Annotated in this window: 19 protein-coding genes and 1 pseudogene; 10 read left to right on the forward strand and 10 right to left on the reverse strand. The window is 73.9% G+C overall.

The window, feature by feature from the left end:
* Positions 1 to 250, forward strand: a 250-nt coding sequence (locus tag HS99_RS32470; protein ID WP_141763860.1) for a helix-turn-helix domain-containing protein, incomplete at its 5' end; no start/stop codon positions are given.
* A 9-nt stretch (positions 251 to 259) separates the two neighbouring features.
* Here the strand turns inward: HS99_RS32470 and HS99_RS32475 are convergent.
* Positions 260 to 661, reverse strand: coding sequence for a VOC family protein (locus HS99_RS32475; protein WP_030278530.1), 402 nt, complete (start codon positions 659 to 661; stop codon positions 260 to 262).
* A 74-nt stretch (positions 662 to 735) separates the two neighbouring features.
* Between HS99_RS32475 and HS99_RS32480 the strand changes: the two genes are divergently transcribed.
* Both HS99_RS32480 and HS99_RS32485 read left to right on the forward strand, forming a co-directional pair.
* Positions 736 to 1,266: a GrpB family protein gene (locus tag HS99_RS32480; protein ID WP_030551979.1), complete on the forward strand. Its 531-nt coding sequence runs from the start codon at positions 736 to 738 to the stop codon at positions 1,264 to 1,266.
* Positions 1,267 to 1,374: 108 nt separating this feature from the next.
* The gene (locus HS99_RS32485; RefSeq protein ID WP_046385696.1) at positions 1,375 to 2,340 is read left to right on the forward strand and encodes a molybdopterin-dependent oxidoreductase; all 966 of its coding nucleotides are present in this window, start codon (positions 1,375 to 1,377) and stop codon (positions 2,338 to 2,340) included.
* Here the strand turns inward: HS99_RS32485 and HS99_RS32490 are convergent.
* The gene (locus HS99_RS32490; RefSeq protein WP_030551976.1) at positions 2,315 to 3,400 is read right to left on the reverse strand and encodes an alpha/beta fold hydrolase; all 1,086 of its coding nucleotides are present in this window, start codon (positions 3,398 to 3,400) and stop codon (positions 2,315 to 2,317) included. The genes HS99_RS32485 and HS99_RS32490 overlap by 26 nt on opposite strands.
* Here HS99_RS32490 and HS99_RS32495 point away from each other — a divergent pair.
* On the forward strand, positions 3,399 to 4,250 hold the full coding sequence (locus tag HS99_RS32495) for a TetR/AcrR family transcriptional regulator (RefSeq protein WP_232543051.1): 852 nt from the start codon (positions 3,399 to 3,401) through the stop codon (positions 4,248 to 4,250). The two genes, HS99_RS32490 and HS99_RS32495, sit on opposite strands and share 2 nt — an antisense overlap.
* Positions 4,251 to 4,430: 180 nt before the next feature.
* Here HS99_RS32495 and HS99_RS32500 read toward each other — a convergent pair whose 3' ends face one another.
* The 4 genes from HS99_RS32500 to HS99_RS32515 all read right to left on the reverse strand — a co-directional run bounded on the left by HS99_RS32500 (position 4,431) and on the right by HS99_RS32515 (position 11,197).
* On the reverse strand, positions 4,431 to 6,179 hold the full coding sequence (locus tag HS99_RS32500) for a helix-turn-helix transcriptional regulator (protein ID WP_141763861.1): 1,749 nt from the start codon (positions 6,177 to 6,179) through the stop codon (positions 4,431 to 4,433).
* A gap of 195 nt (positions 6,180 to 6,374) precedes the next feature.
* Positions 6,375 to 7,655 carry an MFS transporter gene (locus HS99_RS32505; RefSeq protein WP_223886031.1) on the reverse strand — a complete coding sequence of 427 codons (1,281 nt, stop codon included), beginning with the start codon at positions 7,653 to 7,655 and terminating at the stop codon, positions 6,375 to 6,377.
* A 134-nt stretch (positions 7,656 to 7,789) separates the two neighbouring features.
* Entirely contained in the window at positions 7,790 to 9,124 is a 1,335-nt protein-coding gene (locus HS99_RS32510; protein ID WP_030597621.1) for a preATP grasp domain-containing protein, read from the reverse strand.
* A gap of 39 nt (positions 9,125 to 9,163) precedes the next feature.
* A complete protein-coding gene (locus HS99_RS32515) occupies positions 9,164 to 11,197 on the reverse strand; it encodes an anthranilate synthase family protein (protein ID WP_046385451.1) in 2,034 nt (677 codons plus the stop codon).
* Between the two features lie 284 nt (positions 11,198 to 11,481).
* Between HS99_RS32515 and HS99_RS32520 the strand changes: the two genes are divergently transcribed.
* From HS99_RS32520 to HS99_RS32530, 3 genes are all read left to right on the forward strand, one after another.
* The gene (locus tag HS99_RS32520; RefSeq protein ID WP_094742894.1) at positions 11,482 to 12,786 is read left to right on the forward strand and encodes an NAD(P)-dependent malic enzyme; all 1,305 of its coding nucleotides are present in this window, start codon (positions 11,482 to 11,484) and stop codon (positions 12,784 to 12,786) included.
* Entirely contained in the window at positions 12,783 to 14,015 is a 1,233-nt protein-coding gene (locus HS99_RS32525; RefSeq protein WP_370863327.1) for a 3-deoxy-7-phosphoheptulonate synthase, read from the forward strand. Before HS99_RS32520 ends, HS99_RS32525 begins: the two co-directional genes overlap by 4 nt.
* 68 nt (positions 14,016 to 14,083) lie before the next feature.
* A complete protein-coding gene (locus tag HS99_RS32530; RefSeq protein ID WP_272868928.1) occupies positions 14,084 to 14,767 on the forward strand; it encodes an isochorismatase family protein in 684 nt (227 codons plus the stop codon).
* A 237-nt stretch (positions 14,768 to 15,004) separates the two neighbouring features.
* Here the strand turns inward: HS99_RS32530 and HS99_RS32535 are convergent, their stop codons facing one another.
* On the reverse strand, positions 15,005 to 15,637 hold the full coding sequence (locus HS99_RS32535) for a VOC family protein (protein WP_030551959.1): 633 nt from the start codon (positions 15,635 to 15,637) through the stop codon (positions 15,005 to 15,007).
* Positions 15,638 to 15,783: 146 nt separating this feature from the next.
* On the reverse strand, positions 15,784 to 16,473 hold the full coding sequence (locus tag HS99_RS47975) for a transglycosylase family protein (RefSeq protein WP_030278551.1): 690 nt from the start codon (positions 16,471 to 16,473) through the stop codon (positions 15,784 to 15,786).
* Positions 16,474 to 16,630: 157 nt separating this feature from the next.
* Between HS99_RS47975 and HS99_RS48730 the strand changes: the two are divergent.
* Together HS99_RS48730 and HS99_RS32545 are read left to right on the forward strand one after the other, a co-directional pair.
* Positions 16,631 to 16,768, forward strand: a pseudogene (locus HS99_RS48730) (IS30 family transposase); the annotation flags it as partial.
* A 139-nt stretch (positions 16,769 to 16,907) separates the two neighbouring features.
* Complete coding sequence (locus HS99_RS32545) at positions 16,908 to 17,489, forward strand: cation efflux transmembrane domain-containing protein (RefSeq protein WP_232543050.1); 582 nt, start codon at positions 16,908 to 16,910, stop codon at positions 17,487 to 17,489.
* 634 nt (positions 17,490 to 18,123) lie between these two features.
* Here the strand turns inward: HS99_RS32545 and HS99_RS32550 are convergent.
* Positions 18,124 to 18,552, reverse strand: coding sequence for an ATP-binding protein (locus tag HS99_RS32550; RefSeq protein WP_046385453.1), 429 nt, complete (start codon positions 18,550 to 18,552; stop codon positions 18,124 to 18,126).
* Positions 18,553 to 19,017: 465 nt separating this feature from the next.
* On the opposite strand from HS99_RS32550, the gene HS99_RS32555 reads away from it, so the two are divergent.
* The gene (locus tag HS99_RS32555; protein WP_030551953.1) at positions 19,018 to 20,226 is read left to right on the forward strand and encodes a PP2C family protein-serine/threonine phosphatase; all 1,209 of its coding nucleotides are present in this window, start codon (positions 19,018 to 19,020) and stop codon (positions 20,224 to 20,226) included.
* A 73-nt stretch (positions 20,227 to 20,299) separates the two neighbouring features.
* Here the strand turns inward: HS99_RS32555 and HS99_RS32560 are convergent, their stop codons facing one another.
* Entirely contained in the window at positions 20,300 to 21,673 is a 1,374-nt protein-coding gene (locus tag HS99_RS32560; protein WP_050366694.1) for a GAF domain-containing protein, read from the reverse strand.
* Between the last annotated feature and the right edge of the window lie 62 nt (positions 21,674 to 21,735).

Genomic DNA, 21,735 nt, shown 5'->3' on the forward strand with positions numbered 1-21,735 from the left:
GCGCGGCGTCGCGGCGACGGCCGAGGCGGTCGGGCTCGGGGCCCGGCAGCTGCACCGCCGCTCGCTGGCCGCATTCGGCTACGGCCCCAAGACCCTCGCCCGGATCCTGCGGCTGCAGCGCGCCCTGGGGCTGGCCCGTTCCGGCGTCCCGCTCGCCGAGACGGCGGCCCGGACCGGCTACGCGGACCATGCGCACTTGGCCCGTGACGTACGGGAGTTGGCCGGGACGCGGCTGACGGCGCTGCTGTGACGCGAGGCTCTACAGCGGCGCGAGCAGGTCGACGCCGTTGCCGTCCGGATCGAGCAGCGAGGCGTACCGCTGGCCCCAGAAGGCGTCCCACGGCTTCAGCTCCCCGTGGTACCCGGCGTCCGTCAGTTCCCGGTACACCGCGTCCACGTGCGCCGGGCTCTGGCAGCGGAAGGCCAGCGCCGCCCGGGCACCGCCGGTCGGCGGCTGCCGGTCGGGGTGGAAGGAGCGGATGGTCGCCTCGGTGTCGAGGACCAGGAGCAGCCCGCCGGGCAGCTCGGTCTCGACGTGCGGCTCCTGCTCGGAGCCCTCGGGGAAGACGAGCCCCAGCCGCCGGTAGAAGGCGACCGAGGCGGCCATGTCGGCGACGGCGAGGCCGACGAAGGCGAACTGCGGTGCGGGTGTGCGGTCCATGCCCGCCACGGTAGGCGGGGCACGGGCGGGCGGTCTTGAACGAATCGGACGTCCACGGGCGGTTCCCTCCCGGAATGCCGGACAGCGCCCCCGACCTCGACGAACCGATTCACCTCGCGCCGTACGACCCGGCCTGGGCCGCCCTCGGCCCGGCGCTGGCGGACCGGCTCGCCGACGGGCTGTGGGGGCTCGGAGTGGCGGCCGGGGCCGAGCACATCGGGTCCACCTCGGTGCCCGGCCTGGCCGCCAAGCCGGTGCTCGACGTCCAGATCGGCTGCGCGCCCGGGGAGACCGACGCGGTGGTCGGCCACGTCCGCGGCCTCGGCTTCGAGTACCTGGGCGAGGCGGGCGTCCCCGGGCGGCACTACCTGCGGCGGCGCGACGACCAGCCCGCCAACGTCCACGTGGTGGAACTCGGCGGGCCGCTGTGGGCCGACAACCTGCTGTTCCGCGACCACCTGCGGGCCCACCCCGAGGAGGCCGCCCGCTACGCCCGGGCCAAGCGGGAGGCCGCCGGGGCCACCGGCCGACTGCTCGCCTACTCGGCGCACAAGGCGGCGGCGGTGGCCGAACTCCTGGCGCGGGCGCGCGAGGCCCGGGCCTGAGCGGCGGCCGGGGAGTCCGGGCCCGAGCGGCGGCCGGGCGGCCCGTTGTCAGTCGCTCCTTGTACCGTCGATCACGGCAGCAGTGGTCTTCGCACGGGGGTGTGACGCATGTTCAGGACGGACCCGGAGACGCCGGACGTCTTCCGTACGCCGGTCGACGAGGTCTTCGTCCGCAGCCACCTCGGCCGGCACCCGCAGTTCGACCCCGCCGGCTGGACGCTCACCGTCGAGGGCCTGGTGGAGCGGCCGCTGCGACTGGACTTCCGGGATCTCCGAGGCCTGCCGCAGACCGGCTTCACCGCCGTCCACGAGTGCTTCGGCAATCCGCGGCACCCCACCGTGCCGACCCGTGCCGTCACCAACCTGGAGTGGGCCGGTGTGCCGCTCGCCGAGGTGCTGGCGCTGGCGGGTCCGCGTCCGGAGGCCCGGCACGTCTGGCTGGAGGGCGCCGACCGCGGCGACTTCGCGGGGGAGAGCGACGTGAGCTACCTCAAGGACCTGCCCCTGGAGGAGGCGCGCGCCGAGGTCGTCCTCGCCCACACCATGAACGGCGAACCGCTGCGCCCCGACCACGGCCACCCGGTGCGGGCGGTGGCGCCACGGATGTTCGGCACCAACTCGGTCAAGTGGCTGACCAGGATCGTGCTGGCCGCCGAGCGGCCCGAGCACCTCTTCACCACCCGCCTGTACACCCGCGTCCTGCCGGGGGAGAGCGAGTCGCGGCCGGTCCGGGAGAAGGACGTCAGCAGCAAGCTGCTCACCCCGGGGGACGGGCGGTCCGTCCCGGCCGGGGACTGCGAACTGGCGGGCTACGCCTGGAGTTCCACCGAGGTGACGGCCGTCGAGGTCGCCGTGGACGACGCCGACTGGCAGCCCGCCGAGCTGGACCGGCGGGGCCCCGGCTTCGGCTGGCAGCGCTTCCGGCTCCGGCACGACCTCGCCCCCGGCCCGCACCGCATCCGCTGCCGGGCCACCGACTCGGCCGGGCGGGTCCAGCCGCTCACCGGGGACCGCAACGCCGTCCACGAGATACGGGTGACCGCGGAGGTCAGCGGGCGGCCGGCTGGGCGGTGACGGCCGGGCGGACGTGGGTGAGCATCAGGTCGAGGAACCGGTCGGGGTGGCGGAAGCTCGCGAAGTGGCTGGCGTCGCGGATCAGCGCGAACTCCTTGACCGGAGCGGTGACGTCGTCGAAGAACCGCCTGGCCGGCGCGGGCGGGGTCAGGACGTCGCTGTCGCCCTGGAAGACGAAGAACGGGATCCGGAAGTCCGTCCCCTCCGCCCGCTCGTCGAGGGCGGCGGCCTCCAGCTGGAGCCGCTCGGAGAACTCCATGGCCTTGAGGTAGGACCGCAGGCCGCGCAGGGTGTGCAGGGGTGAGAACCAGAGCGAGCGCATCACCACGGTCTTCATGGTGTCGTAGGAGAGCGGGTCGCTGGTGAGGACCAGCTTGTTGTACTCGGCGACGTCCCTGGTGGTCCACTTCGAGCGGTCGGCGCCCATCGCCACGGCGGCGGCCAGCTCCTTCTCCTTCTTCCGGCCGGCGGCGCGCAGCCGGGCGAGCAGGGCGTCGTAGGCGGTGCGCTCCCGGCCGCCGTCGATGATGTTCTGGTCGGTGCCGACGTAGCCGGAGTACAGCTCCGGGTGGTTGCGGGCCAGCCGCAGGCCGAGGACGGTGCCGAAGGAGTTGGCGACCAGCAGCAGCCGGTCGACGCCGAGCCGGGCCCGCAGGTGCTCGGTGACTTCCAGGGCGTCGCGGTACAGCTGCTGGTGGGTGAGCTCACCCTGCCCCTGCGGGCCGCCCGCGGCGAAGGTGAATCCGGCGCCGCGCATGTCCCAGCGGACGATGGTGAAGTGCTTCTCCCAGGCGCGGGTGCGGGGGAGGAAGACCAGGTTGGAGGCGCCGGGGCCGCCGAGGATCTCCAGGACGACCGGGTTGCGGCGGTCCTCGCCGCGGATGGAGACCCACTGGTCGATGCCGCCGATCCGGACGAAGCCGGACTCCTCGATGCCCGCCGGGGCGGTGATCCGCAGCTTCCCGGCGAACGCGGCGCGCTTGAGCTGCCGGTAGCCCAGCAGGCCGGCGACGGGAGCGGCGAGGGCGGCGGCTGAGACGGTGGCGATGGTGGCGAGCATGGTGTATCCCCCAAACTGTTTATTGCGTCAGCAGATGTGTTTAAGGTATATACAGTTCGAGGCGCTGTCAACGGGCGGCGCCCGGGAACAGCCGAGGACCGTCGAGAGGGAGGCCGGGATGGCCAAGGAGAAGGCGCGCGACCTGCGCGCGGGCATCGCACTGCTGTGGGGCGAGCAGGACCAGCCGACCCGGGGGCCCAAGCCCAGCCTCACCCCCCAGCGCATCGCGGCCGCCGCGGTCGAGATCGCCGACGCCGAGGGGCTGGACGCCGTCTCCATGAACAAGGTCGCCGTCGGGTTCGGCGTCTCCGCGATGGCGCTCTACCGCTACGTGCCCGGCAAGGCCGAACTCGTCGAGCTGATGGTCGAATCCGTGCTCGCGGACGTCCCCGACCCGTCGACGGCCGGTACCGACTGGCGGGAGCGCGTCACCGCCTGGGCCCGCCGCTCCGCGGAGGTCCACCGCGCCCACCCCTGGCTGCTGGCCGTCACCGCCATGCGCCGCCAGCTCATGGGCCCCAACCAGCTCGGCTGGCTCGACGCCGCCCTCGCAGCCCTGGAACCCAGCGGGCTCACCGCGGCCGAGCAGCACCGGGTCTTCGTCCTGGTCGCGGGCCTGGTGCGCACCGTCGCCCAGCAGGACGCCGACTTCGACGAGCAGCACAGCCAGGAGTGGAACAGCCTCACCGGCGAGCTACTGGACCGACACGCCGACCGCTTTCCCACCCTCACCCGCGCCATCGCCGCCGGCGCCTTCGCCCCCGACCCGGTCGACCCCCTGGACTTCGGCCTCGCCCGCATCCTCGACGGCGTCCAACTCCTCCTCGACCGGCCCACCGACCGGGCCTGAGGCACCCGGGCCGCCGCCGCAACACCCGCGGCCCGGGCCGCCGGGTTCGTCGTCCCGCTACCTCGGCAGCAGGACGGCGTACTCGCGAATCAGTGCCGCGGTGCCGTCCTCGACCCGGGCGGCGACGGCGGGTCGGCCGCCGCGGCGTGATCCGGGCGGAATGAGCGACATGAGTTCTCGTCAGAAGATGCCGAAGTCGGTGATGTCCGGGCGGTCGGTGGTCCAGAGGTGGGCGTGGCGGGCGAGTTCGACGCGGGAGCTCAGGCCGACCTTCCGGAAGATGTTCCGCAGGTGGTAGTTGACGGTGTGGGGGGAGCGTTGGATGCGGGAGGCGACCTGCTGGTTGGTGAGTCCCTGGCTGACCAGGTGGGCGACGGTGCGTTCGACGTCGCTCAGGGCGTCGGCGTTCTCCTCGGCCGCGCGGGCCGCCGGGTCGGGCGCGGGCGGTACGGGCGGTGCGGGCGGTGCGACCGAGGGGGCCGGCGCGGGGGCGACCGCTGGGGCGGGCAGCCGGGGCGGGGCCGGGGCCTCGGCGACTGCCCCGGCGGTGCGCCGGTGGGAGCGGGTGTCGAGCATGGCCGCCAGGTCCTCGGCCGCGGCGGTCCGGGCCCAGTGGTGGCCGTGCTCGGTGGCCGCGCGGACCAGGCCGTCCGGGTCGCCGTGCAGCAGGCTGACGGCGTGGACGGCGGAGGCCGCGAGGGTCGGGATGCCGGGGTTCTCCTCGGCGAGCCGTTCGGCCTCGTGGGCGGCGACCGCGGCCCAGTGCGGGTCCCCGGCTTCGTGGGCGGTGCGGACGAACCAGGCGGCGGCCCCCGGCTGGCGGGTGAAGAGCGCGGCCCGCGGGCCCGGGTCGGGGTACTGCTGCTCCATCTGTGCCAGCGCGGCGTGCGCGCCGTGCCGGGCCGCGGTGACCTGCAGCTCGACCCAGTCGTAGACCGGGGAGGGCATGCGGCCGGCGCCGTCGGCGAGGGTCTGCCGGTAGCGGCGGACGAAGGCCTCGGCGCCGTCGTGGTCGCCGAACCGCAGGGCGAGTTGGCCGAGCGTGGCCAGCAGCGGCGGCACGTACAGCAGGGTGCCCCGGCACATCGCGGCGGCCAGCGCCTGCTGGGCCTCGTCGCGGGCCTCGGCGAGCCGGCCCCGGTGGCTGAGCAGCCGGGCCCGGTGGAGGGCGACGATCGAGTCCATCCCGCCGCCGCCCAGCCCGGTCAGGTCGGCGACGGCGGCCCGGACGGTGGACTCGGCCTCGCCGTACGCCCCGACGTCGAGGAGCCGGTCGGCCAGCACCAGGTGCAGGTAGGCGCGCCAGACCGGTGACGGCATGGCCTGGGCGCCGTCCACGGCGGCCCGGGCCAGCCGGAGCCCTTCGGTGAGGCGTCCGTCGGACAGCACCAGGTCGGAGAGGACGGCCGTGGCGGCCAGCACCTCCGCGTCCGGGGCGGTCCGGTCGTCGTGGCCGCGCAGCACGGACTCGGCGTGCCGGCGGCCGCGGTCGGGGTCCTGGAAGTGCCGGCCGAAGGCGCGGCCGGCCAGTACGGCGCTGCGCACCGTGGCCGGCAGTTCCGGCGTGCCGGCGGTGCCGCGGCCGAGGATCTCCTCCGCGGTGGCGAGGGCGAGCCTGACCTCGCCACCGGCGAGGCGGAGTTCGACGAGCAGGCAGCGCAGGCGGGCGTTGAGTTCCGCGGGCAGGCCGAGGGTCAGGGCGGTGCCGAGGAGTTCCACGGCGCGGTCGACGGAGCCGACCGAGGCCAGCGCCCGCAGCAGCCCCAGCGGGTCGGTCACGAGAGCGCGCAGCAGCGCGGCGATCTGGTCGGCGCTGCCCTGGGTGGCGAGCAGGCGGGCGGAACTCAGGAGGGTCGAGTCCGCGCGCTTCTCGGTGATGCCGACGAGCGGATCGGCCGCGCCGGTGGGCGCGGCCGACGGCAAGGACAAGGACACTGGGTTCACACCGCTCTCCCCGTGTCCGCGGCGCGTGTGGTGGCCGCGGATCGATCGTCTCGCGCTGGTTCACCATGTCGTCCGCGGCGCTGTGGGGCCACGGACACACAAGCGATTCTACGGTCCTTGATCCGTCTTTGGTGTGAACACGACGTTAAACGACACGGGGAGCGAACGTGCGTGCACGCCCTACAGTCGGTCCGTGGGTGCCTCCAACTGCGCGCCGTGCGACCGGTATTCGGCCGAGGCGCTGACGAGGGTGAGCAGCAGGGTCAGTGCCGCGCCACACAGCACCGCCGTGCCCGGCTCCGCGTTGGCGAGGATGACGGCGGTGAGCGAGGCGGTGAGGCTGTAACCGACCCCCTGCACCGCGTACATGAGGGAGTATCCGGCCGCGAGCATCCCGGCGGGCACCCGCTCCCGCAGCGACAGGTTGCGGGTGACCATCACCCCGGACTTGAACGCGCCGGCCAGGACCAGCCCGACGGCGATGCCCACCAGCCCGGGCAGCACCGCGATCAGGGCGACGAACGCCGCCATCGCGACCAGCAGCACCAGGCTCTGCGCCCGCGGCCCGCCGGGCCAACGCCGGGCGCCGTACAGCAGGCCGCCGACCACGCTGGCGACCGAGAACACCGTCAGCAGCGGGCCGGACCAGCTGACCGGCAGCCCACGGGACTCCAGCAGCGCGGGCAGCACCAGTTCGGCGGTGGCCAGCAGCGCCATCGCGGCGGCGCTGGTCAGGTAGACCGGCCAGCCGGCCGCCAACGCCCGCCCGCGCGAGGGCGGTTCGGCCGCGCCCCGGCCGGCCTGCTCCCCGTCGGTGTCGGCGGCGGGCAGCATCCGGACCCCGGCCGCGGCCAGCGCGGCGCAACAGGCGGCGAGGCCGAGCGGCGCGCCGGGTGCCGCGCCGAGGGCCAGGAACGCCACCGCGGCCGGGGCGACGGCCCAGATGGCCTGGCTGAGCGTGGTCTCCACGCTCAGCGCCCGGGCCACCCCGTGCTCCGGTACGGCGGCGACCAGCAGCGCCCGCAGCCCGCCGGCGTGCGCGGAGGGGGCGGCCCCGGCGAGGAAGGCCAGCACCACGGCGAGCGCGGGCGGCGCCGAGTGGCAGAAGGCGAGCCCGGCGAAGGCGCCCGCGCCGCCCAGCAGCCCGAGGGAGAGCTCGCGCCGCAGCCGGGCGCCGTGCAGCCGGGCGCCGAGCAGCGGCGCGCCGACGACCTCGCCGACCACGTACGCCCCGCCGAGCACGGCGCCCAGGGTGTACCCGCCGGAGGTCTCGCGCACCAGGAACACCAGGGCGAGCGGCGCCATGGCGACCGGCAGCTTCGCCGCCAGGGTGACCAGCAGCCAGGGGCGGATCCCGGGGCGGCCCAGCAGTTCCCGGTATCCCATGGCCGGGGGCTCGCCCCGGTCCTGCTGTTTCAGCGCGCTCCCGTGGTCGGCGGCGCGCCGCTCGCCCTCGCTCACCGGCGTTCTCCTTCACTCACTGGCGTTCTCGTTCCGGGCCGGTTCCCGGTTGATCCCCGGTCCTGGTTGTTCCCCGGTCCCGGTTGTTCCCCGTTCCCCGTTCCCGGTTTCCCGTCCCGCATGGACGTCCCTGGTCACTCACCCGCGGTCCCGAACAGGGCGTCCACTTCCTCCTCCAGTACCCGCGCGGCGGCGTCGTCCTCCGCGATCAGGCAGCAGCCGCCGAAGCCGCCGGTGCGGCCGTTGTCGTGGACGGTCACCACGACGCCGGTGCGCCGGGCCGGGTCGAAGGCCAGCGAGGTGGCGGTGAGTTTGTCCAGGGTCGTCCGGAAGTCGGGGAAGGCGACCCGGCGCTTCTCGATCAGGACGCGCTCGCGGGTGTAGTCGCCGCCCACCAGCTCCTCGCCGATCCGGTGGATGTGCGCCGAGCCGACGACCCGGCCGTTGATCTCGTTGACGAGGATGGTGTCGTCCGGGGTGACGATCGCGTCGACGCTGAGGCTGCCGCGGTAGCCCATCCGGTGGAGCGTCTCGGACAGCTGCCGGGAGTCGTCGAGGAAGCCGGCGAAGGCGGGCAGCCGGACCGAGGGCGCGGGCACGATCAGCCCGTTGATCACCGGCTTCATCCGCATCTCGCCGTGGCCGACGAGCCGTACGCCCTCGTCGGTGACGAGCAGCTCGGAGTAGATGGCGGGCGATTCGGGCGTGTAGTGCTCCAGGACCACCCGGCCCCGGTGCGGGCCGGCGTAGTGCGCCCAGCGCCGGTCCAGGTGGGCGGCGAGCGCGGCGCGGTCGGTGATCAGCTCGGTGCCGGTCGCCCCGATCGGTCGGATCCCGGGCACGGGGCTGATGATCTCGTTCCCGATGCCGCCGACGTGGAAGTCCTGCTTGACGATCACGGGCTGCCCGGCGCCGATCGCCTCCCAGAGGAACTCCTCCGCCTCCTGCCGGTCGTCGGTGACCGTGCCGAACGGCACCGGGATGCCGTGGCCGACGGCCAGCGCGCGGAAGGCGGCCTTGCTGTTGAGCAGCGCGGTGCCGCTCTGGGCGGCGAACGGGAAGCCCGGGGTGTGCCGGTCGAGCCCGAGGGTGCGGGCGAGCCGGACGCTGACCCGGTCGAAGTGGAACGGCAGGATGGTGCGGACCTCGTGGTCCCGTACGGCGGCCTTCAGCCGGGTGACGAACTCCGGATCCTCCAGCCGGTCCCGGGAGAGCACGTCCTCGCCCAGGCTGCCGACGGGCGGCACCACGACGGCCCAGGATCCGCGGTCGATGCCCTTCAGGGCGGCGACGTAGGACAGGAACTGCTCGTCCAGCTGGACCGGCAGGACCAGGACGTCGCCCGCTTCGGCGAGCCAGACCATCCGCTGGGCCTGGCCGGCCACGTAGCGCCGGTACTCGGGGGTCAGCGAGCCGAGGTCGCCGATCATCTCGTCGGTCCGCTGGTTGCTCACGATCAGTTTCGGCATGGCGGGTCCTCTCCGGAGGGGTGGGTACGAGCGGGGTGCTCAGGCGGTGCGCGCGACGACGGCCGGGACGGCGGCGGTCGGGATCGCGGAGGTCGGGACGGCAACGACGGCCGGGACGCCGAGCAGTCCGGTCACGGACTCCCGCAGGACGTCGAAGCCGTCCGTGCTCAGCACGGACTCGGGGTGGAACTGCAGCGAGTGGAAGTGCGGTCCGCGCAGGCCGTGCACCTCGCCGCTCGCGGCATCCCGGCTGACCGCGACACTCCCGGCCAGGGTGAGGGGCACGAACTCGTCGCGGTCCGCGACGGCCGCGAAGCTGTTGTAGAAGCCGACCCGGCGCTGCCGGCCGAACAGGTCGACGACCTGCTGCCGCCCCTGGTTGGGCTGCGGCTTGCGGACCAGGGGCAGGCCGAGCTCTCCCGCGAGCACCTGGTGGCCGAGGCAGATCGACAGGAACGGCCGTTGCTCGCCCAGCAGTTGGCGGGTCAGCGCGCGAAGGGTGGCGATCTTGGCGTCGCCGACCTCCCGGGGGTCGCCCGGCCCTGGGCCGACCACCACCAGATCGGCCCCGTGCAGCTCGACGCGGCCGTCCGCCCCCCGTACCAGGTCGTCCCAGCGGCGGATCTCCGGCTCCAGTCCGAGCGCGGCGAGTTGGTGGCCGATCATCGCGGTGAAGGTGTCCTCGGCGTCGACCAGCAGCACCCTGCCCCGGGCGCCCCCGTGCACGGCGACGTCCGGCCGGCTCAGCCAGAACGGGGCCAGCTGGGCGTTGCGCCCGGCCAGCGCGGCCCGGATCCGGGCGTCCCCGGCCCAGGCCGAGGTGTCGACGGCGGCCGGGGCCGGCCCGGCGGCGCCCGGCGTCCCGCGGACGGCCGCGAGCATTCCCGCCGCCTTGGCGTACGTCTCTGCGACCTCGGCCCGCGGGTCGGAGTGGCGGACCAGCGTCGCGCCGACGCCCATCCGCAGCCGGCCGGCCCGGTCGATCCGGGCGGTGCGGATCAGGATCGCCGAGTCCAGCCACCGCCCGCCCGTCGCGTCCCGGCCGACCAGGGCCAGTACGCCGCTGTAGTAGCCGCGTCCGCCCGGCTCGTAACGGCTGATCAGCTCGCACGCGGACTCCAGCGGGCTGCCCGTCACGGTGGGAGCGAACAGGGTCTCGCGCAGGATGTCCGGTATCGGCCGGGTGCTGGACCCCTCGATCAGGTACTCGGTGTGGGCCAGCCGCGCCATCGGCTTGAGGTACGGGCCGACGACCCGCCCGCCGCCCTCGCAGATCCGGCCCATCATCTTGAGTTCCTCGTCGACCACCATCAGCAGCTCGTCGGTCTCCTTGCGGTCCGCGAGGAAGTCGAGCAGCCCGGGCACGGACGGCCCGTCGGCCGGGTAGCGGTACGTCCCGCTGATCGGGTTCATCACCACCTCCCCGTCGATCGCGCTGACGTGCCGCTCCGGCGAGGCGCCGACGAAGTAGCGGTCGCCCGCGCGGACCAGGAAGGTCCAGTACGTGCCGCGCTCCTGGGCCAGCAGCCGGCGGAAGACCGACAGTGCCGCCCGCGCCCCGAAGCCGTCGATCTCGGCGGTGAACGGCCGCTCCAGGACGAAGTTGGCGCCGCGCCCGTGGCCGATCTCCTCGGTCAGCACGGTTCGGACGAGTTCCGCGTACGCCTCGTCGTCGAGGGCGAACTCGGCGTTGCGGACGGCGAGTCGGTCGTCCGGCAGCAGGCGCAGCGCATCGGCGAGGTCGACCGACTCCTGGTCGGTGACCCGCAGCGCGAGCAGCGGCGCGCCGTCGTCGGGGGCCGCGAAGCCCCGCTCCGCGACCTGCCGGAACGGTACGACGACCAGCAGCTCGTGCCGGGCGCCTGCGGGCCCTGCCGGCCCGTCCTCCAGGGGGAGTTCGGCCAGCGAGGCGAGCTCGGCCACCTCGCCGAGCACCACCTCCACCCGGTCGGCGGCACCGCTCTCCGGCCGGTGCAGCAGGGCGTACGCGGCGGGCTCGCCGTCCGGTGCGAGCAGCCTGCCGAGCAGGCCTCCCGGGGCCTCGTCGTGCAGCGGCCGGGTGTGCCCGGTCATGGCGCCTCCTGGAACGGCTGGAGCGAGCGGAAAGGGGGGATGGCAACGACACTTCCGCACGGCCGGGAGGCCCACAACTACTCGAATTCGCAGGTCAATCGAGGAATGCGGCGAGCGGGTGGGGCAGACCCACTCGGTCGAGTAGTTCCGCCGGTGTCGGCGCCGCGGCTAGCGTCGAACACGATCACCTTCGCGACGGACCTCCCGGCAACGGAACATCCGGCGCCCTGCGCCCCGTGAGGATCCCCGAGGCTCCCCCGAGATCTCCCGAGAAAGGGACGCCAGTGTCGGTCGCACACCAGGACCGTGCCGAAAGGCTCACCGAGGACGAGATATTCCGGGCCCACCGGGGCGGCAAGCTCCGCACCCAGGTCCCCATCACACCGCTGGACGCCCGCGCGCTGTCCGCCATCTCCACCCCCGGGGTCGCCCACGTCAGCCGGGCGATCGCCGAGGACGGCCGGCTGGCCGCCGACTACACCTGGGCGCACCGGCTGGTGGCCGTCGTCAGCGACGGCACCGCGGTGCTGGGCCTGGGCGACGTGGGCCCGGCCGCCGCGCTGCCCGTCATGGAGGGCAAGGCGGCGCTGTTCAAGGCGCTGGGCGGGCTGGACTCCGTACCGCTGGTGCTGAACACCCGGGACGTGGACGAGATCGTCGAGACGCTCGTCCGGCTGCGCCCCTCGTTCGGCGCGATCAACCTGGAGGACGTCGCCGCGCCGCGCTGCTTCGAACTGGAGCGCGCCCTGGACGCGGCGCTGGACTGCCCGGTGATGCACAACGACCAGCACGGCACGGCGATCGTGGCGCTGGCCGCGCTGCGCAGCTCGGCCGACCTGCTCGGCAAGCCGCTGCCGTCGATGCGGGTGGTGGTCTCCGGCGCCGGCGCGGCGGGCACGGCCTGCGCCCGGATGCTGGTGGCCGCCGGGGCGGGCGAGGTCATCGTGCTGGACTCGCGCGGCGTCATCCACCACGGTCGCCCGGAACTCTCCACCGCCAAAGCACAGTTGGCCGAGCTGACCAACCCGCGCGGACTGCGCGGCGGCCTGGCCGACGTACTGCCGGGAGCCGATGTCTTCATCGGCGTCTCCTCGGCGACCGTCCCCGAGGAGCTGATCGCCGCCATGGCGCCCGGCGCCGTGGTGTTCGCGCTGTCCAACCCCACCCCCGAGATCGCGCCGGACGTGGCCGCCCGGTACGCCGCGGTGGTCGCCACCGGGCGCAGCGACCACCCCAACCAGATCAGCAACCTGCTGGCCTGCCCCGGGATCTTCCGCGGCGCCCTGGACGCCGGGGCGACCCGGATCACCGAGCGGATGATGCTGGCCGCCGCCGACGCCATCGTCGCCCTGGCGGCGGAGGACCTCGCCCCGGACCGGGTGGTTCCGAGCGTGCTCGACCCGCGGGTGGCCCCGGGCGTCGCCGCCGCGGTCGCCGCGGCCGTGCGGGAGCCGGGTGCCGCCCGGGAGCCCTTCTCCACGGGCACCCCGCTCGCCGCGGGCGCCCCGCTCTCCGGAGGCGCCCAACTCGCCGCGGGCGCCCCGCTCGCCGCCGTTCCGTCTTCCGTATCCGTCGAGGAGCGACCGTGATCGACCGCACCAGCACCCTCACCGCACTCGACTCCTTCCGCGCCCCCCTGGCCGAGGAGGAGCTCCTCCCCTACCGGAGCCGTCCCGCCGGGCAGCAGCCCGACTGGGGGGACGCCTGGCTGGTCGACAAGGTGCGGGCCGACCTGGCCGCCCTGCCCGGCCTGGTCGCCTGGGACGAGGTGCGCCAGCTGCGCACCCTGCTCGCCGAGGCCGCCGCCGGACGGCTGCTGGTCGTCCAGGCCGGCGACTGCGCCGAGGACCCGGCCGACTGCACCCCGGAGGCCATCTCCCGCAAGGCCGGGCTGCTGGACGCGCTGGCCGGCGTGCTGCGGATGAACACCGGACTGCCCGTCGTCCGGGTCGGCCGGATCGCCGGCCAGTTCGCCAAGCCCCGGTCCCGTGCCACCGAGGTCGTCGAAGGCGTCGAACTGCCGGTGTTCCGCGGCCTCATCGTCAACGCGCCCGACCCCCAGCCGATGGCCCGCCGCCCCGACCCGCTGCGCCTGGTCACCGGCTACCGCGCCGCCGCCCGGGCCATGGCCCAGCTGCGCCGGCACGAGGAGACCTGGTCCCCGCTGCCCGACCCGGTGGTCTGGACCAGTCACGAAGCTCTGCTGCTGGACTACGAACTGCCGCTGCTGCGCCGCTCCTCCGACGACCGGCTGCTGCTCACCTCCACCCACTGGCCGTGGATCGGCGAGCGCACCCGCGAACCGGACGGCGCCCACGTGCGGCTGCTGGCCGACGTGGTCAACCCGGTCGCCTGCAAGGTCGGCCCCGGCTGCACCCCCGCCGAACTGCTGGAACTGTGCCGGATCCTGGACCCGGACCGGGCGCCCGGACGGCTCACCCTGATCGCCCGCTTCGGCGCGGGCCGGGCCCCCGACCGGCTGACGGACCTGGTCCGGGCCGTGCGCGAGGCCGGCCACCCGGTGAGCTGGCTGTGCGACCCGATGCACGGCAACACCGTCAGCGCGCCCGACGGCCGCAAGACCAGGGCGCTGTCCGCCGTGGTCCAGGAGGTCGGCGAGTTCCTGACGGCCGTCCGCCGCGGCGGCGGCGTCGCCGCAGGCCTCCACCTGGAGGCGACGCCCGACCCGGTCGCCGAGTGCGTCGCCGACACCGCGGCCGTCGCCGACGCCGGCCGGCTCGGCCCGTACACCACGCTCTGCGACCCCCGGCTGAACCCGGAGCAGTCGCTCACCGTCGCGGCGGCCTGGCGCCCCTGACCGCCGCCGTTCCCTTCCTGCCCCCGCCCTCGCTGTCCGCCGCCACCACACCCTGACGAGGTCCCGCCTTGAGCATCAGCCCCATCCCGCCGTACCCCATGCCCACCGAACGCGACCTGCCGGAGAGCCGGGTGCCCTGGACACCGGACCCGGACCGCGCCGTCCTGCTCGTCCACGACATGCAGGAGTACTTCCTGCGCCCCTTCACCGCCGACCGCTCGCCCGCCTCCGAACTCCTGCACAACTGCCGCCTGCTCCGGGCCCGTTGCGCCGACCTCGGCGTTCCCGTCGTCTACACCGCCCAGCCGGGCGACATGGACGACGAGCAGCGCGGCCTGCTCAAGGACTTCTGGGGCCCCGGCATGCGCGCCGAACCGGGCGACCGCCGGATCGTCTCCGCCCTCGCCCCGCAACCCCGCGACCACGTCCTCACCAAGTGGCGCTACAGCGCCCTGCACCGCTCCGGCCTGCTCGAACTGCTCCGCGACAGCGGCCGCGACCAGCTCATCCTGTGCGGCGTCTACGCCCACGTCGGAGTCCTGATGACCGCCGTGGACGCCTTCTCCCACGACGTCCAGCCCTTCCTCATCGCCGACGCCGTCGCCGACTTCTCCCTCGACCGGCACCGCATGGCCCTCTCCTACGCCGCCAACAACTGCGCCGCCGTCACCACCACCCGCACCGCCCTGCTCGCCCTCGCCACCGCCACCGCCGCCGCCGACCGCGCCGAGGCCCCGCTCCCCGTCTCCTGACCCCCCGTACGAGGACACCGGGGGCCCGGGCCCGCACCCCAGCGGCCCGGGCCCTGCGCCGCCCCTCAGCCCACGGCCCTGCGGCCGAGCGCAGCGACGCGCTCCTCCTCGGCCGGGGCCGACTCCTTCACCGCGTAGGCCACCGGCCACACGTCACCGTCGTCCAGCGCCGCCCGGTCGCTGAACCCGTGCGTCGGTCCGGGGCGGTGCCGGGTGGTGCGGATGCCGCGGGAACGGCTATCCGGCGGCCTCCCAGGCGAACCCGTCCGGGTCGGTGAAGGGACCGGACGCGCTGCCGAGCACGACGCGGTGCGAGCCCGTGCCCTCGGCGGGGACACCGAGGTCCTTGGCCAGACCGCGACGCTTGTACAGCGCCGGCTTGACGGAGCCGGACCCGTTCGGGGCGAACTCGGCGTACTTGCCGCCGAAGCTCTTTGCCACGGTCAGGCCCCGGTCGACGTAGAACCGCTTGCTGGCCCTGACGTCCTCCACGCCCAGCAGCAGGACGACCTCGTCGATCTCACGGGTGGCCGGGCCGCTGTCCTTCTTCGCCGAGGTCGCCACCTTCCAGACCGTCCCGTCCGGCGCCAGCACGACACCGCCGTAGCCCCACAGCGACCTGGCGGCGGGCTTCAGCACCTCGGCGCCGGCGTCCACGGCGTCGCCGAGGAAACCGTCGACGGTGGCCGGCCCGGGCACCGTGAGCGCCAACGTGAAGCCCCGGAACCCGCTGGACCGCGCTTCGGAGGCCCGCAGGTCGACGTACCCGTCCACCCCGAACGCGGCGTGGAAGCGCCGGGCGGCCGGGAGGTCGGCCACCTCGAGGGTGACGGAGGTGAGGGAGACAGCGGATGCGGTGGTGGTTGCCATGGCCACCACGCTAGGAGGCGACCCCCGCCGGGGGCTTCTCGAATCGTGACCGGTCCTTCGGGCGCGGGGCGCCGTCCTGGACGCGGCCCCTGAACGCCCTGCCCGCCGTGACGGCCGTGAGTGCGTGGTCGACCGTTCGCGTCGGGTCAGCGCAGCGCGAGGACCTGGCCGGGCAGGATCAGGTCCGGGTCGTCACCGATGGTCTGGCGGTTGAGCGCGTAGAGGGTCGACCAGCCGTCGGGGGAGCCGACTTCCTGGGCGATGCCCCCGAGGGTGTCGCCGGGACGTACGGTCCAGGTCTCCGGGCCGGCTTCGCCCGCGTCCGTGCCCCCGTCGCTGATGACGGGCGGCGTGTCCTCCGGGACGGCGCGCTCGGTACGCGGGGCGGGCGCCTGCGGCCGCGGGTGCGCGGGGCCGTGGCCGCCACCGGCGTGGGTGCCGGTGTGGCTGTCGGCGCGGTCGCCGTTGTGGCCGGCCCGGGCTCCGCAGACCGGCCAGGGAGCCAGGCCGCGGCGCTCGGCGAGGTGCTCGGCCACCGCGATCTGCTGTTCGCGGGTCGCCCCGTCCGGGCGGGGAGCGTAGGCGAGGCCGCCGTTGGCGCGCCAGGTCGCCGTGTCGAACTGCAGTCCGCCGTAGTAGCCGTTTCCGGTGGCGGCCTGCCAGCGCCCGCCGCTCTCGCAGCGGGCCAAGGCGTCCCAGTCGGTTCCCCCGGTCCGGACCCCCGTGGGCACGGCGACAGCGGACGATGCCCTGGCACCGCCGAGGACGGCGGCGAGGGCGAGCAGGGGAAGCAGCAGAACGACGAGCAGGCGACGGACCACGGACAGCGGCGACATGAACACTCCGTACCTCGGAGACAGAGACCAGGCGTCGAAGCGCCTGTTCCACTCATGCGTCACGCGAGCGCGGACGACCGCCAGACACACCGCAACCCCGTCCCGTCGGCGGTCCGACACCACTCGAACGCTCCGATCGCCCCGCCCTTCGGGCGACGCCGCCGAACCGGGCCGCAGCCCCTCCACTGTCAGCCGGGAGATCCGGCGCAACCGGCCTCCCGTGAACGGCCGGTACCGGCCGTTCACGCGGCTCAAGCCCGCGCTGACGGGCGCCGGCCCCGCCCCGAGCCGTCGGGCGCCGGCCCCGCCCCGAGCCGCCGGGGAAGATCGCCTCGCCCTCGACCCCCGACTGCGGAACGCGGTCCAGACCGTCCTGGACGAGCAGTGGAGCCCGGAAACAGATCTGCCACGGGCCACCCCTGGGCGCCGTGGGGGTGCCCCGTGCAGCGCTGCTGCGTCGGGGCTTCGCCCTGGAGTACGCCACGCTGGGCTGGAACGTGGTCGGCACCGTGATCCTCGCGATCGCGGCGATTGGTGCTCGGTCGGTGGCGCTGGCCGGCTTCGGCCTGGACTCACTGATCGAGATCGGCGCGTCCACCGTGGTCATCTGGGAGCTGTCCGGCAGCGGCGAGGACCGCCAGAAGCGCGCGCTCCGGCTGATCGGGGTCGGCTTCGCGCTGCTCGCGGTGTACCTCCTGGTGCAGTCCACCTGGGTGCTCGCCAGCAGCTTCCGCCCGCACCACTCCACACTCGGGATCGTCTGGACGGCGATCACCGTGGCGGTGATGTTCGCCCTCGCCTTCGGCAAGGCCCGCACCGGTGCAGCTCTGGACAACCCGGTCCTCAAGACCGAGGGGCGTGTCACCCTCATCGACGGCCTGCTGGCCGCCGCAGTCCTGCTCGGCCTCGTCCTCAACACCACCTTGGGCTGGTGGTGGGCCGACCCGGCCGCCGGCTACGTCCTCGTCTACTACGCGGCGCGCGAGGTGAAGGAGATCTTCTTCGGCGACCACTGAGCGCCGCCCTCACGCATCGAGGCTCGCGGCAGTCGCCGGGGCCTCGCCGCAGAGTGGGCCGCTGAGGCCCAAAAAATCGAAACTGCGACCAAAACTGAGACCAGGGCACGAAGAAGGCTCCGACCGGAACCCGGTCGGGGCCTTCAACTGCCTTGCTAGGCAAAGGCGGAGGATACGAGATTCGAACTCGTGAGGGGTTGCCCCAAACACGCTTTCCAATTCTCCCGAACGCCGTCCGCCGGGGTCCACACTCGTGCTGACCTGCAGCGGAGCGAACCGCTGGGCGGCGACTGAACCCGGCTGGACGGGGGTGAATGAGACCAGAACTGAGACCAGCTGGCTCCGCTCACCAGGCCGGACAATCCCTGCTCACGACGTCTCTGGTCAGCTGGCTCCTGCAGCCTCCGCTATGAGGCGAGATCTGAGCAGGAGTTCGGCTGCCGGGGTGTGGTTTGGCCCGTGCCCGGCCGCGGTAGCGATGCGGATCAAGCACCTGGCCATCCGGCCCGTCGTCGACGCGGACGGTTACCTCCTCGGCGTCCTCACCGCGGGCTGCGCTGCCACCCTGCTCGCCACTCCCTCCGCTTGAACCGTCGTGTCCATGCGTCCTGCCGTCGTCATGACGACCGTGGTTTCACGGTGCCGGGTCGGTTGCCCGGCCTCGCAGGAGGAGGTCGGCCCAGACGGTCTTGCCGCAGCCTTCGGGGAAGGCACCCCAGTGCAGGGCGAGGCGGTCGACGATGAACAGTCCGTGACCGCCGATCCGGGCAGGCTGGTGGCTGCCGGGATCGGGTGGGGTGATGTCGGCCCGCGGATCCGTGACGGTGATGCGCAGGCGCGAGCCGTCGTCGTCCAGGTCCATGGCGAGGGGACCTGCCGTGTGCCGGACGGCGTTGGTGAGCAGTTCTGATGCGACCAGTTGGGCGTCGTCGCCGGTGGTGGAGCAAGTCAGGCGCCAATCGGCGAGGGCTCGGCGGGTGAACGCCCGCCCTTCGTTCACCGAGGAGGCTCCGCTGCCTGCGGCGAAAGCCAGGTGGCGGTGGTGATGGACGGCTGTGGACATGGTGGTCGCCTCCCATCGGTTCGGGCCCATGGCGCCCGGACGACGAAGTCCCGTCGCACCGGGACGGCTACCCGTTGGGGCCAGGCTCACGCGCCGGGCCGGGCAGTGCGCGCGGGGGCGGGGCCACAGGGGGCGGGCAAGGGGCGTCGGTCCGGCAGGGGCCGAGGAAGACGGGCGAGCGGCCCGGACTCGCGGAACCGTGGGCTTCCGGACCTGCGGCGGATTCGCCCGGCCGCGTCGGCTCCGCACGGTGAACGGCCGGGGCCGGACGCCACGAAGCCGGTGCCGCGGTGGAACCGTGCCGTGCTCCGCACGCCCTCGGCATCCTGTCGACCGGCTGGAGAGCGCATCGCCCGGCAGTGGGGCGTAATGGAAGGAGCTGCCTCGGTTCACGGATCCGGGGCGCCCGGCTCGGCAGAAGCGGCGCCGGCCCCGACGGCGGGAGCAAGACGGCGGTGAGCGAGGATGAGCGGTGACCAGCCGTCCGCCACGCCGGAACCCGGTCGGACGCACGGTACCGGCGAGCACCACCTGTGGGGCCCGCTGTTGGACCGGACCCAGGAACTGCCGCCCCAGATGATCGCTCCACTGGTCGCCGACGCGGTGCGCCGGTTCGGCGGTCGCGACCCGGTCCTCCTGCTGCAGGACTATGGACAGCTGGTCCTGGCACCCCTGCACGGGCGGGGGCTGACGGCCGGAGAGCCGGTGCCGATCGACGCCTCACCCGCCGGCGAGGCGTTCCTGCGCGGTGTTCCCGTCGAGGAACCGCAGGAGGACGGCGTGCGGATGTACCTGCCCCTGCCGGACGGCGGTGACCAGGTGGGGGTGCTGGCCCTGACCCTGGACGCCGTCGACGAGGACGACCGCCGGCTGCTGCGGGTCTTCTGCGCCCTGGTCGCCGATCTGCTGGTCACGAAGAACGCCTTCACCGACCGGATCTTCCAGGCCCGGCGCCTCCAGCCGATGAGCGTGGCCGCCGAGATCCAGTGGTCGCTCCTGCCGCCGCTCTCGATGACGGTCCCCCTGGTCGCCGTGGCGGGCATCCTCGAACCCGCCTACCACGTGGCCGGGGACAGCTTCGACTACGCGCTCAACGACGACCTCCTGCACGTGGCGACCATCGACGCGATGGGCCACGGACTGGACGCCGCCACCATGGCGACCGTCGCCATCGGTGCGTACCGGCACGCCCGGCGCGCCGACATCGGACTGGCGGAGATCTACGCGTTCATGGACCGGGCCATCGCCGAGCAGTTCGGGCCGGACCACTTCGTCACCGCGCAGATGATGCGCCTGGACACCGTTACCGGCCACCTGCAGTGGGTCAACGCCGGCCATCCCGCACCACTGCTGATCCGCGGCCGTCTCGTCGTCGAGCGACTGGAGAGCGCCCCCACCCTGCCGGTCGGGTTCGGCGGCGAGCAGCCGGTGATCAGTGAGCGGCGACTGCGGCACGGGGACCGGGTGCTGTGCTTCACTGACGGCCTGGTCGAGGAGCGGGCGCCCGGCGGGGAGCAGTTCGGCGAGCACCAGCTCATCGACTGGGTCAACCGCGTCGAGCGCTCGGATACCGGGCTCCGGACCATGGTGCGCATGCTCTCCCATGTCCTCAAGGAGGAGCGGGGCGGGCGCACGAGCGACGATGCCACGCTGTTCGCGATCGAGTGGCGCTGACCCGTCGGCGTCCCCTGCGACGGACGGGCGACCGCCCACCTGATCGGCCGGGCGCCGCCCCGAGCACCGCATGTCAGGGTGCTCCGGGCCCCGGGTCGGGGTGCCGGAGGTCGAAGACGGTGGCACGGATGTCGCGGATGACCGTATCGAGGCGGCCGACGGTGTCGAGGAGGTGCTGCTGCCGGTGGGGCGGTGCGGTGGTGGCCAGGCCGTTGAGGGTGAGACTGATGGCGAAGATGCCCTCGATGACACGGTCGCGCAGGTCCTGGGCGATGCGTTCGTGGTCACGGACCTGTGTGACGAGCTCGGCGTCGGCGCGTTCGGCGGCGAGCCGCTCGGCGAGAGCGGCCTGAGCGGCGAAGACGGTCAGCATGTCGAGCTGGTCGTGGTCGAATCCCGCCCGGCCCGGTTGGCGCGTGACGAAAAGGACCCCGGTACGGCTGCCGCGGGCGGTCAGAGGGGCGAACATGGCCGGGCCGGATGCGGGGGACAGGTCGGTGTCCGGCTGGTGGGAGCGTCCGTCGGTGGCCAGGTCGGCGGTGATCAGCGGTTCGCCGCGGGTCAGGACGAGTCCGGTCAGGGACTGTGCGGTGGGCAGGTACTGGCCGGTGACGCGGTCGGCGTACTGGCCGGCGGCAATGCGGATGACCAGGCGCTCGGGGGTCTCGGGAAGGGCGATCGCCGCGATGTCGGCGCCCGCGACCTGCCGCGCCTGCTCGACGATCAGCGCGAGCACCTGGTCCGGCTCGGTACGGGCCAGGAGGGCGGAGCTGATCAGGGCCGTGGCGTGCTGCCACGCTTCCCTGCGCTGGGCTTGTTCGTAGAGCCGGGCGTTGTCGACGGCCGCCGACGCGGCACCGGCCAGCGCTTGGAGGAGTTCCTCGTCCTCCGTGGTGAACGGTGCCGGCACGGTGCCGGCACCCTGCTTGTCGGCGAGGTAGAGGGCTCCGAACGTCCGGCCGCGGGCCCGGATCGGCACGCCGAGGAAGCTCCGCATGGTCGGGTGGCCGGTCGGGAAGCCGTACGTGTCGGGGGCCGCGTTGATGTCGTCGATCCGTAGCGGACCGGACTGCGTCCGTAGTCGGCCGAGGACACCTTCGCCCCGGGGCCACGGACCGATTTCCCGGGCGGCAGACGGTTCGATGCCGCTGTGCCGGAACTGGACGAGCCGACCTTCGTCGTCGAGTACGGCCAGGGCGGCGAAGCGGGCTCCCAGCAGCTCACGGGCGGCGTTCACCAGGTGGTCGAGCACCCCCGGGGAGGCGATGTCCGTGGTGACCGCGAGAACCGCCCGAAGGAGGTCACGCAGTCGGCTTTCCGCGTGCAGGACGTCATTGGCCCGCGTCACGACGGCCTGGACGGCACGGTCGAGCTCCAGACGGGCGGGGTCGGGGATGTGCACGAAGCCGGGCGGGTCACCGGGCGGACCGTTCGCAGGAGTTCCCACCGGGCCGCACCTCCGCACGTCTCACGACTTTCCGGCCACAGTCCTTATGCCCGTTCGCGGGC

The sequence above is a fragment of the Kitasatospora aureofaciens genome (assembly GCF_001188955.3).
GTDB lineage: Bacteria > Actinomycetota > Actinomycetes > Streptomycetales > Streptomycetaceae > Kitasatospora > Kitasatospora aureofaciens.